Below are 12643 nucleotides of genomic sequence, written 5' to 3'. Positions count from 1 at the left end.
ACTTGTACTCCTTACACATCAAGTCATTCACTTCACTGGCGCCTCACCGCCCACCTTGTCCAGGATCGCCTCGAGCATCACATAGCCGTCGGCGATCGAGGTGCGCTCTTCCCGCTGCTGGCTCAAGAACGCCTCCAGCGCCGGGTTGATCGCGATGGCACGGTCCACGCCTGGATCCGATCCCTTCCGGTAAGCCCCCAGCCGGATCAGTTCCTCCATGTCGGCAAATGTCGACATGAGTTCCCGCGCCTTCTGCAGGACAGGCCGGACAGTCACCGGCACGCATCCTGGCATCGTTCGCGAGATGGACCGGAGCACGTTGACCGCCGGATAGCGACCGCGTTCGGCAATCGAGCGCTCCATCACGATGTGCCCGTCGAGGATGCCGCGAACGGCGTCCGCAATGGGCTCATTGTGGTCATCACCTTCCACCAAAACGGTAAATAGACCGGTAATGGAGCCGCTATCCTTTAACCCCGGACCTGCTCTTTCAAGCAGTCGCGGCAACTCGGTGAACACTGTCGGCGGATACCCCTTGGCCGTCGGCGGTTCGCCGATGGCGAGCCCGATCTCGCGCTGTGCCTGGGCAAAGCGGGTCAGGCTGTCCATCATGCACAGCACGCGCTTGCCCTGGTCGCGGAAATACTCGCTGAGCGTCAGCGTCAGGTAGGCCGCCTGCCGCCGCATCAGCGCCGCCTCGTCGGAAGTCGCCACCACCACCACCGCCTGCTGGATGCCGACTTCGCCCAGGTAGTCGGTGACGAACTCCTGCACCTCGCGCCCACGCTCGCCGATCAGCCCGATCACCGCCACGTCGACCTGCGCGTTGCGCGCCAGCATACTCATCAGCACCGACTTGCCCACGCCCGAGCCGGCGAAGATGCCCATGCGCTGGCCTTCGCACATGGTGGTGAAGGTGTTGAGCGTGCGCACGCCCATGTCGAGCGGATCGCCGACGCGCACGCGCTCGTGCGCCGGCAGCGGCACCTGTCGCATCGGATACGACAACGGACCCGGCAGCAGTGGCCCCTTGCCGTCGATGGGCTGCCCGTCGGCGTTGATCACCCGCCCCAGCCACTGCTCGGAGGGCTGCACCGATCCGTCATGGCTCCTGAACAGGGCCCGGCAGCCGAGCCGTACCCCCGTCAGGGCCCCGAAAGGCAGGCACAGCGCATGCCCGTCGCGGAAGCCGATGATCTCGGCGCCGAGCACGCCGCCATTGGTCGTCTCGATCTCGACCCGTCCGCCGACCCGCAGTTCGCGCACCGGTCCGACGATCTCGACCAGCAGCCCCTGCACGGTCTTCACCCGGCCGAAGACCTCCACGTCCTCGATGGCGTCGATGGCGGCAATTAGGGACTGCATCAGCCTCTTTCGGAGGGTCGAATCGCTTGCTTCCCAAGGTAACCGAACGTTAAGCAAAAAGCGTTAACCATAGGGTGCCGGCCCCATGCGTGCGCCGCTCTGAAAACCTTCCCGGACACCTCGAAATCCCTGAGTCGACAGAGTCGATTGGAACCCTTTCTTAACCTAAAATCTTAAGTCGGTTGAGGCTAAATTAGACTGCAATTTCAATGACTTAATATATCGTTAGCGGGAGGACGTTTGCATCTTGCGGATCAGAATTAAACTTTGTTAACTAATTGCGCTTAGGTTTGGGTCATATCCAGTAGGGTTCGGTTAAGGGTGAACGCGCCGGTCGCGTCACCCATGGTTCCAGCAGGGAACGGTTTAAGGGGATTGGCGGCATGCGTGTGCTCTTGATCGAAGACGACAGCGCGACAGCGCAGAGCATCGAGCTGATGCTCAAGTCGGAGAGCTTCAACGTCTACACGACGGACCTGGGCGAAGAGGGTGTCGATCTCGGCAAGCTCTACGACTACGACATTATCCTGCTCGACCTGAACCTTCCCGACATGTCGGGCTACGAAGTGCTGCGCACCCTGCGCGTGGCCAAGGTGCAGACCCCGATCCTGATCCTGTCCGGCCTCGCCGGCATCGAGGACAAGGTGCGCGGGCTCGGCTTCGGCGCCGACGACTACATGACCAAGCCGTTCCACAAGGACGAGCTGGTCGCGCGCATCCACGCCATCGTCCGCCGGTCCAAGGGCCACGCCCAGTCGGTCATCTCGACCGGCGACCTGACGGTGAACCTCGACACCAAGACCGTCGAAGTGCAGAGCCAGCGCGTGCACCTCACCGGCAAGGAATACCAGATGCTGGAACTGCTCTCGCTGCGCAAGGGCACCACCCTCACCAAGGAAATGTTCCTCAACCACCTCTATGGCGGCATGGACGAGCCCGAGCTGAAGATCATCGACGTCTTCATCTGCAAGCTGCGCAAGAAGCTCTCGGTCGCCACCGGCGGCAAGAACTACATCGAGACCGTCTGGGGCCGCGGCTACGTGCTGCGCGAGCCCGACGAGAACGAATCCTTCGCCGAATCCAGCGTCGCCTGACGCACTCCGCCCTGCGGCGGACCTGAGCACCCCGCGCCTCGGCGCGGGGTTTCTGTTGTCTGGCCGACGGTTAGGCCGGATCGGCGAAGGGTTCCCCCGGCGCGCAGGCATAAAACAGCACCATCCGCGCCGCTACGTCGCCCCGGTTGCCGCCCGTCATCGCGACGCCGGCCGGCTCCACCAGCACCTCGCCCGCCCGCGCCACGACCGTCGGCAATCCGTCGAACTCGAGCGTGAACTCCCCCTCGAGCATGAAGACCGTCACCGGGTGGCGGTGCGTATGCCGCGGCGTCCGATCCCCAGGCAGCAGCACCGCCTGCAGCACCCTGATCTCCTGCTCCGCCGCGACCGGCATGGACCGGACCGCCTGCCGATGGAGGGGCGTCAGTTGCGCCATCCCGCTCGCCTTCGCACTCGTGGTGACGCCGACATCAAGTCCCGCGATGGCAGCGTCGACCGGCCGTGTCTCGAACATCCTGTCCTCCTCGCTATCCGACGCCAGAAAGACTACGTCCGCCGCCCCGGACCGGGCAGCAGCAAGCTTGCCGGCGCCCGATGCAGAAGTGCATAACTGGGGTATGTTCGAGTGGGGTGACCTTCGCTATCTGCTCGCCGTTGCCCGCCATGGCAGCACGCTGGCGGCGGCCCGGGCACTTGGCGTCAACCAGTCGACCGTGCACCGCCGACTCGCGGAGCTGGAGCGGCGCCTCGGCACGCCCCTCGCCGTCCGCCGGCCCACCGGCTACCAGCTGACCGAATTCGGCAGCGTCATCCTGCCCCTCGCCCGCTCCGTCGAGGACGCGGTCATCGCGCTCGAGCGACAGGCCCGGGGCGCCGGCGAGGCCGTCACGGGGACGATCCGGCTGACCTGCCCCGAGCCGATTGTCGGCCGGCTCACGCAATCGGGCCTGCTCGACCGCTTCCATGCCCGCTATCCAGACGCCCATGTCGAGCTGCTCACCAGCGACCGCTACCTCGACCTGAGCCGGGGAGAAGCCGACGTCGCCCTGCGCTCGGGCGAACCGGAAGATCCCCACCTGGTCGGCCGCAAGGTCGCGGATTCGTTCTGGGCGCTTTATGCCAGCCCGGAATACATCGCCCGCCACGGCGCGCCCGCGGGCACCGCGGACCTGCGACGGCACCGCCTCGTCGCCTTCGACGGCGCCATGTCGCAGCACCGCGCCAACGTCTGGCTGGCCAGCGTCGCGCCTGGCGCCACCATCGCCGCCACCAATTCGAGCGTCCTAGGCGTATTGCTGGCGGCCCGGTCCGGCGTCGGCCTCGCGGCCCTGCCTACGACCATCGCCGAGGGCGAACCGGGGCTCGTCGAGGTTTTGCCCACCATCCCGGAACTGACCCGGGGCTGGTACCTGCTCACGCACCCGGACCTTCGCCGACAGCCGCGGATCGCCGCTTTCTTCGCCTTCGTTTTCGCCGACCTGGCCGCCCTGCGCGCCGTACTGATGGGCTGATGCGGCCGATCGATGATTGCCGGGCCGGAATTGCGCGACCCCGGGCGCGCCGGCCGATGCCAGGCTCGCCTGGACTGGTCTAGGCGATGGTGGCCTGGGCCGGCTCGGCAAGCGCGGTGAACTTCGCTTCGAGGTGATCGCGCTCGAACGGCTTCATCATGTAGTCGTTGATGCCGCTCCGGAGCGCGATGGCGATCTGCCCGATGTCGTTCTCCGTCACCATGTAGACGACGTGCGGGGTGTTGCCACCGACATATCCACGCAGCAGCTTCAGAAACTCAAGCCCGCTCATGATCGGCATCTGCCAGTCGAGCAGGATCGCGTCGGGCATTTCCTGGCGGCACTTGTCGAAGGCTTCCTGCCCATCCTCGGCTTCATCGACGATGAAGTCGAGGTCCTCGAGGATTCGCCGGGCGACTTTGCGCACGACACTGGAATCGTCGACCACGAGGCAGGATTTCATGACGCATCTCTCCGCGAGGCATGCCTTGAAGCCTGCACGCTCTCCCAAATCTGCCTGCTATTGGTTATCGAAGACTGAAGCCTGCCCCATCTTCTGGCCCCATCACAGCGGCCCCACCGACCTGCGGCCAGGAACTCGATCCGGCACATGCTGGATTCCGCGCATGATGGGCTCGCCCGTCACCCGGCCCAAATCGCATGACAGCGCCGGCCCCTGATGTTACTGGTCGTCTTTCTCGGCTTTGCACGCCTGGAAATGAAACGCGGCAACCGCATCTGACCAGAAGCACGAAAAGGGTGGATCATCTGGCCGTCTGCGAGGCCAGCCTTGAATACATTGGAAACTCTTGTCGACGACATTTATGAGGCGGCGGCCATTCCTGAGCTATGGCCCGGCGTACTTGAGCGCCTGGCAGCGGTGGCGCGGGCCGATGCTGCAACAATCCTTTCCGTCGACCGGGACGGATACGGCCGATACGCCGCCACGCCTTCGTACGAGCTCGCCTATGGCGACTTCATCGCCAACGGTCGGGCCCATGCGAATGTCCGCTTCGGTCGTGGGCTCGAGCTGTTTCCCGCCGCCTTCTCCACCGATCTCGAGCTGTGCAGCCCGGCCGAACTGGCCGCCGATCCCATCTACGTGGACTTCGTTCATCCGCATGGCTTCGCCTGGACCGCCGGGACGGCGATTCCGACGCCGACCGGCGACCTGATCGTCTTCGACCTCGCGCGCCGCATGGGCTCGGATCCGTTTGAGCGCGCCGCCATGGCGCGGCTCGACAGCTACCGGCCGCACCTGGCCCGCGCGGCCCTGCTCTCGCATCGCCTCGGCCTGAAGTCGGCGAGCAACCAGGCGGCAGCGCTGCAACTGGTCGGCCTGCCCTGCGCCGTGCTCGGCCGCGGCGGCAGGGTACTGGCGCTCAACCAGATGTTCGAGGACCTGGCGCCGCGCATCGCCTTCACCGCCTTCGATGGCCTCCGCTTCGATGATCCGGAGGTCGACAGCCTGGTCTCGGCCGCCATCGCCGACCTGCGCTACGAAGCAAGGCCGGTGCTCCGCTCGATCCCCGTACGCTCCACTGAAACCGGTTCCGCGCTCGTCGTGCACCTCGTGCCGATACGGCGCTCGGCCGGCGACGTCTTCACCCGCGCGGAGGGCCTCGTCGTCGTCACGCCCGTCACCATGCCCGAGGCGCCGCTGACGCACATCCTGACCGGACTGTTCGACCTGACGCCCGCCGAAGCCAAGGTGGCGCGCGGCATCGCCTCCGGCCTCAATGTCGAGAGCCTCGCCGGCACGCTGAACCTGTCGCCGGCAACGGTCCGCAACCAGCTCAACGCCGTGCTGTCCAAGACCGGCACCCGCCGTCAGGCAGAGCTGACACTGCTGTTGTCGGCCACCCGCCCGATGCCGGAGAAAGCGGGTTAGGCACTCTCTGCGGAGAGTGGTCTGCCCGCGCCTTCGCACCACCCACCGGCTGTCATCCCTGCGCAGGCAGGGATCCAACTCTCAGCTGGCGCGGGCGGCGAAATGGATCCCTGCCTGCGCAGGGACGACACCGCGTATGAGGCGAGTTGGTGCTAGCTTAAGCCGCCGCGGCGACGGCCTTGGGCGTGGCGCTGAACTCGAAGACGTCGTTCTCGATGCCGATCTTCAGGTCCATGTCGGTCATGCGGGCGAGGATGCCGGTGTAGAAGGGCTGGATGCCACGAGCGTCGACGCCACCTTCCGGCGCACCCGAGAGCAGGCCCTCGGCGCCCGACGGCATCAGGGTCTTCTGCCGCTTCTCGGGGTCGGACGTGGACACCAGCACGAACCGCTCGTTGCCTTCCGGCCCTTCGAACCTTACCGACACCTTGCCGCCGCGCGGCACCGCCATGGCGGCGATCAGCAGCATGTTCATCAGCAGCTTGGCCTTGTGCTTGGGCACCATGACCATCGGCACTTGCCAGTCCAGCTCGGCCTTCTCGATCTCGAAGTAGAGCTGGGCCACGCGCTCGCACTCACGCGTGCTGAAATCGACACCGGCAGTTGAGCTAGCACCATAGGCCAGGCGAGCGAACTCCAGCTTGGCGCGGGCCTGCTTGGTGGCGTTGACGATCAGTTCCTGAGCGCCATCGGCCATCGCAGCCTGCGAGGGATCGGCCAGCACTTCGAGCCCGTTGCCGATCGCCCCGACCGGGTTGATCAGGTCGTGGCACACCCGCGAACACAGCATCGCCGCGAGATCGGTCGCCTTGAGCTCGATGATATCCGCCATTCTTTCCTGACCTCTGCAGTCGAATCAATTTTGGTGAGATTACCCGAGATGAGCGTTCACAGGAAAATGCCTGTCCCCGCGAAGGCGGGGATTGCAGGCTTTTCCGGTTCGCTAGCGCGACCACGCCCATTTGTCCGGCAGCCCTAGTGCCCTGCGCTCTCGGCGTCTGCCACCGGCTCCGCCGGCGCGTCCAGCGCCTGCGTGACGTCCTGCCCAGCGCCTGCGAGCCCATCCCGGAACTTCGCCCAGTTTGCGTCGGCCAGGGCCACGATGTCGTCGCCGCTGGCGAGGAACGCCTCGCGGTTGGCGACGGAATAGAACAGGTAGAGCTTGGCCTGCCTGATGACATGCAGCCGCGGCTTGCCGTCGGACATGTAACCCCGGCTGAGGCTGGTAAGGCAGTGCCCGCCATATTGCGGCGCGTAGATCTCGGGGTTGCGACTGAACACGTCGCGGTTCGCATCCGAGACGAAGTACCACGGCACCCCACCCCATTCGAACACATGGTCGGGCGAGCCCGGCACGGGCTCCGCACCGAGGAAATAGCTGACCGGATCGTAGCCTTCGAGCGCAACCCCGGTCAGCGGATCGGCAACGATCGCCTCGACCAGCGATGCGGCTCTGACCGGCATGGCGGCGGCCATGCCGGAAACCATCGCAAGGCCCGCGAGAAGTCCGGTTATGGTTAAGTTTTGTTTACGCTTTTGCCGCATCATTGCCGCCATGAAGGCCTAGCTTGAGGGCCCCTCACGCAGACCGGATGCGCTGGACCTTAGCGTCGCCAAGGTAAGTACCGCGTAAATGGACTGCCGCTCGAACTAGCCCGCCGGGAGTGCCCACATGCTTGATCGCATGGTCTATCTGATCCTTGCCGCCTTCGTCGCCCTGACCGCGGCCACGCTGGTGCTGACCCCCACCCTGACCTATGCCCAGCAGCAGGGCTCGTTGTCCGACAGCTATTCCGGAGACGAACTGGTCGATACCGGCCATCAGTTCTTCGGTTCGGTGGCGCAGGGCCTCGCCTCCCTGGTCGAGCGTGCGGTCAGCCAGTTCGGCCTGCCCAACGCCTATATCCTGGGCGAGGAAGCCGGCGGCGCCATCTTCGCCGGCGCCCGTTACGGCGAAGGCACCATGTACACCCGCAACCAGGGCGAACACCCGGTGTTCTGGCAGGGCCCCACCGTCGGCCTCGATTTCGGCGGCGACGGTTCCAAGGTCATGATGCTGGTCTACAACCTCTCGACCATCTCGGACGTCTATGGCCGCTACCCCGGCGTCGACGGCTCCGCCTATGTCGTCGGCGGGCTGGGCATGACCGTGGTCAAGTATGGCAACGTCGTTATGGTGCCGATCCGCTCCGGCGTCGGCGCCCGTCTCGGCATCAATGTCGGCTATCTCAAGTTCACCCAGGAACCGACCTGGAACCCGTTCTGACGCGCGGGCCCCGCTGCTTTGATCCTCGGCTTCAATCGGGGATCGATTTGGCGCGCGCCCCGTTCAGTTAGCGTTCATCCATGCGGCAATCCGGCGGCGCTGGTGTGGCGGCGCCTTCTGGTGTCGTGACCGCAACGGCTTTCTCCGGTATCATTGCAGCGGGCGCGTTCCCGCCTGGCCGGACTGCAACCGGTCAGTGGTGGCGGAGTTGAGTTATGGTCTTGGAAAACATCATGTATTTCGTGCTCGGCCTGCTCGTGGCCGGGTTGCTTGCGCTGATCGTGATGCCCGCTGTCTGGCGCCGCGCCGTGCGCCTGACCAAGAAGCGAATTGAGGCCGCCACGCCCATGACCATGGCCGAATTCCGCGCCGACAAGGACCAGCTGCGCGCCGAATTCGCCTTGTCCACCAGGCGCTTGGAGATGAACGTCGAGGCCCTGCGCCGCCGCCTCGCCGACCAGTTGCGTGACATCAACCGCAAGAAGAACGAACTCGGCGGCATCAAGGGCGAGCGCGACAGCCACCTGCAGATCGTCCGCGAGCTGGAGGAGCGCGAGGCCGAGGCGCGCCGCCGCATTCTTGAGCTCGAGAAGGAGGGCGCCGACCTCGCCCAGAAACTGCGCATGCGCGACCGCGAGCTGACGGACAAGTCGAGCCAGCTCGAAGCCGCCCGCGAAAGCCTGCGCGGCAGCTCGCCCCGCGCCTTCAGCGTCGACGGCAAGTCGCTGACCGGCGACTACAATGCCGATGTCGACGAGCTGCTCGGCTATCTCGAGGTCGAAAAGAAGCGCGCCGAATTCCTCGAGACGCAGAACCGGACGCTGATCGCCGAACTCGAGAGCGCCAACAAGGCCGCTGCTAACGCCCGCTCCGAAGCGGCTGCGGCGCGCGAAACGCTGGCCCACCGCGAGGACGCGGTGTCGACCGGCCAGAGCGAGCTTGCCGACGCCGAGGCCCGCATCGCCGACGCCGAGAGCCGCGTCTCCTCGCTGCTTGCCGAAACTACCAAGCTGGTCGATGACGGCGAACACAGGCACGACATGCTGCTGGCGGAAAAGCTCGGCCTCGAGGAAGAGATGGAAAAGCTCCGCGCCAAGGTGGCGAGCGTCGAGGACAGCATCATGGCGGACTGGGATACCGACCGCATCGAGCAGTCCCACCTGCGCGAACGCCTCAACGATATCGCCTCGGACGTCAGCCGCCTCGTCTATGCGCTCGAGGGCAACGGCCCGGTGGACGAAGAGGAAAGCCTCGCCACCCGCATGCAGAAGTTCATCGACGTCGAAGAGGCGGCGACCGCTCCCGTCCGCGGCCCCAACGCACGGAACGGCACGCGGCCCGAGGGCCAGGCCGTGTCCGATCGCCTGAAAGCCCTGCGCGAGCTGCAGGACGGCAACTGAGCCTCTCGTCCTCCCACTGACCGGGAGAGCATTCCCTTCGGACGACGCTCGGTCTTCGCCGTGACTTACGGAGTCATTCCCGCGAAAGCGGGAACCTCTGTTTTCGGTGCTCATGACCGAACGGAGATCCCCGCTTTCGCGGGGATGACCCCGGCAGTGATGTAGCCCAGCGTTTCCCTTGGGGCTGAGGCGTTGGTTCAGCCCTACTCGCTGACGACCGGCACTTCGCGGATCAGCTCGCCGGACTTGCCGTCGAAGATGCGCACGCTGGTGAGCGGCCCCAGCTTGTAGGTCACGGTCAGCCGCCCGTCGGCCGCCACGGCCGAAACGACTTCCCCGCCCGAGGGGATCTTCAGCGCCGCGATGACATAGTCCCCGCCGCCCCTGGAGTCGCCCTGCGATGCGCGGTAGACAAGCGCGCCGCCGACGGCGATAAGGCCCACCACCAGCAGCCCGATCGACACCATGAAGCTCTTCCGTGCCCGGTTGAGCACGGCCCTGGCTTCCGGCGTCAGTTCCGGGGTGGTGGTCTGGTCTTTGTCTTCAGGATGGCTCATGCAGGAATTTTCCGGCGAGGAACAGGAATGGCAAGTGACGGTCGACGCGGCCGAAGCCGGCAGCCGCCTCGATGCCGCGCTGGCGCGTGCCGTGCCGGTCTTCTCGCGCAACCGGCTGAAGGACCTGATACTGGCCGGCAGCGTTTCGATCAATGGCCAGGCTGTCGATGAGCCGAAATACAAGCTCAGGACCGGCGACGAAATCCTGCTCGTCGCCCCCGAGCCGGTCGAGGCCGAGCCGATCCCCGAGGATATCCCGCTCGACATCCTCTACGAGGACGACGACCTCATCGTCATCAACAAGCCGGTCGGCATGGTCGTCCACCCCGCCCCCGGCAATCTCACCGGCACGCTGGTCAACGCCCTGCTCCATCATTGCGGCGCAAGCCTCAAGGGCATCGGCGGGGTCAGGCGCCCCGGCATCGTGCACCGCCTCGACAAGGATACGTCCGGCGTAATGGTCGCGGCCAAGACCGAGGCCGCGCACAACCACCTCGCCGCCCAGTTCGCCGACCACGGCCGCACCGGCCCCCTGCACCGCGCCTATACCGCCTTCGCCTGGGGCCGCACCCAGCAGGCCTCCGGCACGGTCGAGGCGCCGCTCGGCCGCGACCCGGCCAATCGCCTGAAGCAGGCCGTGCGCAAGGATGGCCGCGAGGCCATCACCCATTACCGGGTCGAAGCCCGCTATGGCGACGAGGGCTGGGATATCACCCGTATCCGCTGTGAGCTCGAGACCGGCCGCACCCACCAGATCCGCGTGCACATGGCCCATATCGGCCATCCGCTGGTCGCCGACCAACTGTACGCCCCGGGCTTTGCCACCAAGGTCAATCGCCTGCCCGAGGCAGCCAGGGCCGCCGTCCATGCTTTGGGGCGACAGGCCCTGCACGCCGCCGAACTCGGCTTCGAGCACCCTTCGACCGGCGAGGAGATGCAGTTCGAGGCCCCCCTGCCGCCCGACCTCGAGGCCCTTGTGGTCGCCATCGAGCCGTTTGACCGGGCGTTCGCGCGGTAGGCGCCCGGCGTCACGTGACCAAAATGTAAGCTGCGCTTCATGCAACCGTAAGGCGGCCTGGTGCATTACGGTGGCGAGGAAGTGGGTCTTATCAAGGCCCGATTTCGACCTATATCATCACGACGTCAGCCAGTATGCCGACTGGATGCGGGCTGGACATCTGCCCGTGACGACGGGGGAAAGACGAGGGTGCACCATGGCCCAGACCAACCTGCCAGTGCTTTCAGCTGAAGGCGGCCTCAGCCGCTATCTGCAGGAAATCCGCAAGTTTCCGATGCTCGAGCCGGACGAGGAGTACATGCTCGCCAAGCGCTACAAGGAGCATGAGGATCCTGCCGCGGCCCAGAAGCTCATCACGTCGCATCTGCGGCTCGTGGCCAAGATCGCCATGGGGTATCGCGGCTATGGCCTGCCGATTTCCGAGGTCATCTCGGAAGGCAATGTCGGCCTCATGCACGCGGTCAAGCGTTTCGAGCCCGAGAAGGGCTTCCGCCTCGCGACCTACGCCATGTGGTGGATCCGCGCTGCCATTCAGGAATACGTCCTGCGTTCGTGGAGCCTCGTGAAGATCGGCACCACCGCGGCGCAGAAGCGGCTGTTCTTCAACCTGCGCAAGGTCAAGGGCCAGATCGCCGCCCTCGATGACGGCAACCTGCATCCCGACCAGATCAAGCAGATCGCGACCACGCTCAACGTCACCGAGGCCGACGTGGTGTCGATGAACCAGCGCCTGTCCGGCGACGCCTCGCTCAACGCGCCCATGCGCGCCGACGAGGGTGCCTCCGAGTGGCAGGACTGGCTCGCCGACGATACCCCGGACCAGGAGACGACCCTTGGCGAAACCGAGGAGTTCAAGGAGCGCATGGGGCTGCTGAACAACGCCATGCAGGATCTGAACGACCGCGAGAAGGCCATCTTCCAGGCGCGCCGCCTGCAGGATGAGCCGGCGACGCTCGAGGAACTGGCGCAGGAGTACAACGTCAGCCGCGAGCGCATCCGCCAGATCGAGGTCCGGGCCTTCGAAAAGGTGCAGGAAGCGGTCCAGAAGGCCGCCAACTCCAAGACCCGCGAAGCCGCGCACTGAGCCCGGCAGATCGAAGTAAGAAAGGCCGCCCCCAGGCGGCCTTTCTTGTTCCCGCCCCCCTCCACCAGACTTTGTCTGGTCCCCCTCCCCCGCAAGCGGGAGAGGATGTCCGTGCGCCACCGAAGCTTCAGTCGGGATTCCCTCTCCCGCCTGCGGGGGAGGGGGTACCGGCGAAGCCGGTGGGAGGGGGGGTGCCCCACGCACCGAACAAAAGAATCTGCACAATCTTGTCCCCCTCGCTCCAACCCATGCGATTCTCCCCCTCGTCCGCTGCACCGAAGGGAGATCATGACGAGTGGTTGGTGCAGGGGAGGTTGGGTGGGGTGGCAGTCGTGCTGCCCCAGGCTCAAAGCACGCGCGGCATGGTCCGGTTCGCCGGATGAGCCGCTGTCAACGCGGGGTGGCGCCATGCCGGTGCTGCCAAGGACTGGAAGCTGCCGGGCATGGGCAGCGGAGCTACGGGTTCGCGTCAGGCAGACGCCGGCGGATACCGGGC

Annotated in this window: 13 protein-coding genes; 7 read left to right on the top strand and 6 right to left on the bottom strand. The window is 65.8% G+C overall.

What is annotated here, in order from left to right; genetic code table 11:
• Positions 1-27: 27 nt before the first annotated feature.
• The gene (gene fliI, locus J0I99_RS06450) at positions 28-1365 is read right to left on the bottom strand and encodes a flagellar protein export ATPase FliI (protein WP_291392174.1); all 1338 of its coding nucleotides are present in this window, start codon (positions 1363-1365) and stop codon (positions 28-30) included.
• A gap of 383 nt (positions 1366-1748) precedes the next feature.
• Between fliI and ctrA the strand changes: the two genes are divergently transcribed.
• Positions 1749-2459, top strand: coding sequence for a response regulator transcription factor CtrA (gene ctrA / locus J0I99_RS06445; protein ID WP_291392172.1), 711 nt, complete (start codon positions 1749-1751; stop codon positions 2457-2459).
• Positions 2460-2529: 70 nt separating this feature from the next.
• On the opposite strand, the gene J0I99_RS06440 is transcribed toward ctrA, so the two are convergent.
• Positions 2530-2934, bottom strand: a complete 405-nt coding sequence (locus tag J0I99_RS06440; protein WP_291396668.1) for a cupin domain-containing protein — start codon at positions 2932-2934, stop codon at positions 2530-2532.
• Between the two features lie 88 nt (positions 2935-3022).
• Here J0I99_RS06440 and J0I99_RS06435 point away from each other — a divergent pair, with 88 nt between their 5' ends.
• Positions 3023-3931, top strand: a complete 909-nt coding sequence (locus J0I99_RS06435; protein ID WP_291396666.1) for a LysR family transcriptional regulator — start codon at positions 3023-3025, stop codon at positions 3929-3931.
• Between the two features lie 79 nt (positions 3932-4010).
• Here the strand turns inward: J0I99_RS06435 and J0I99_RS06430 are convergent, their stop codons facing one another.
• Entirely contained in the window at positions 4011-4394 is a 384-nt protein-coding gene (locus J0I99_RS06430) for a response regulator (protein WP_291396664.1), read from the bottom strand.
• 327 nt (positions 4395-4721) lie between these two features.
• Here J0I99_RS06430 and J0I99_RS06425 point away from each other — a divergent pair, with 327 nt between their 5' ends.
• The gene (locus J0I99_RS06425) at positions 4722-5822 is read left to right on the top strand and encodes a helix-turn-helix transcriptional regulator (protein WP_291396662.1); all 1101 of its coding nucleotides are present in this window, start codon (positions 4722-4724) and stop codon (positions 5820-5822) included.
• A gap of 157 nt (positions 5823-5979) precedes the next feature.
• Here J0I99_RS06425 and J0I99_RS06420 read toward each other — a convergent pair whose 3' ends face one another.
• Positions 5980-6654 (bottom strand): histidine phosphotransferase family protein, encoded by a 675-nt coding sequence (locus J0I99_RS06420; protein ID WP_291392157.1) that lies wholly within the window; start codon positions 6652-6654, stop codon positions 5980-5982.
• A gap of 143 nt (positions 6655-6797) precedes the next feature.
• A complete protein-coding gene (locus J0I99_RS06415) occupies positions 6798-7298 on the bottom strand; it encodes a YHS domain-containing (seleno)protein (protein WP_291396660.1) in 501 nt (166 codons plus the stop codon).
• A gap of 196 nt (positions 7299-7494) precedes the next feature.
• On the opposite strand from J0I99_RS06415, the gene J0I99_RS06410 reads away from it, so the two are divergent.
• Positions 7495-8088, top strand: coding sequence for a DUF1134 domain-containing protein (locus J0I99_RS06410; RefSeq protein WP_291392153.1), 594 nt, complete (start codon positions 7495-7497; stop codon positions 8086-8088).
• 233 nt (positions 8089-8321) lie between these two features.
• Positions 8322-9488 carry a hypothetical protein gene (locus J0I99_RS06405; protein WP_291396658.1) on the top strand — a complete coding sequence of 389 codons (1167 nt, stop codon included), beginning with the start codon at positions 8322-8324 and terminating at the stop codon, positions 9486-9488.
• 203 nt (positions 9489-9691) lie between these two features.
• Here the strand turns inward: J0I99_RS06405 and J0I99_RS06400 are convergent, their stop codons facing one another.
• Positions 9692-10045, bottom strand: a complete 354-nt coding sequence (locus J0I99_RS06400) for a hypothetical protein (protein WP_291392149.1) — start codon at positions 10043-10045, stop codon at positions 9692-9694.
• Between J0I99_RS06400 and J0I99_RS06395 the strand changes: the two genes are divergently transcribed.
• Together J0I99_RS06395 and rpoH are read left to right on the top strand one after the other, a co-directional pair.
• Positions 10044-11063: an RluA family pseudouridine synthase gene (locus J0I99_RS06395; RefSeq protein ID WP_291392147.1), complete on the top strand. Its 1020-nt coding sequence runs from the start codon at positions 10044-10046 to the stop codon at positions 11061-11063. The two genes, J0I99_RS06400 and J0I99_RS06395, sit on opposite strands and share 2 nt — an antisense overlap.
• Before the next feature lie 196 nt (positions 11064-11259).
• On the top strand, positions 11260-12147 hold the full coding sequence (rpoH, locus tag J0I99_RS06390) for an RNA polymerase sigma factor RpoH (RefSeq protein ID WP_291396656.1): 888 nt from the start codon (positions 11260-11262) through the stop codon (positions 12145-12147).
• The last annotated feature ends 496 nt before the right edge of the window (positions 12148-12643 follow it).

The sequence above is a fragment of the Devosia sp. genome (assembly GCF_017307495.1).
Classification (GTDB): domain Bacteria; phylum Pseudomonadota; class Alphaproteobacteria; order Rhizobiales; family Devosiaceae; genus Devosia_A.
This window is presented reverse-complemented; position numbering and strand designations above follow the sequence as displayed.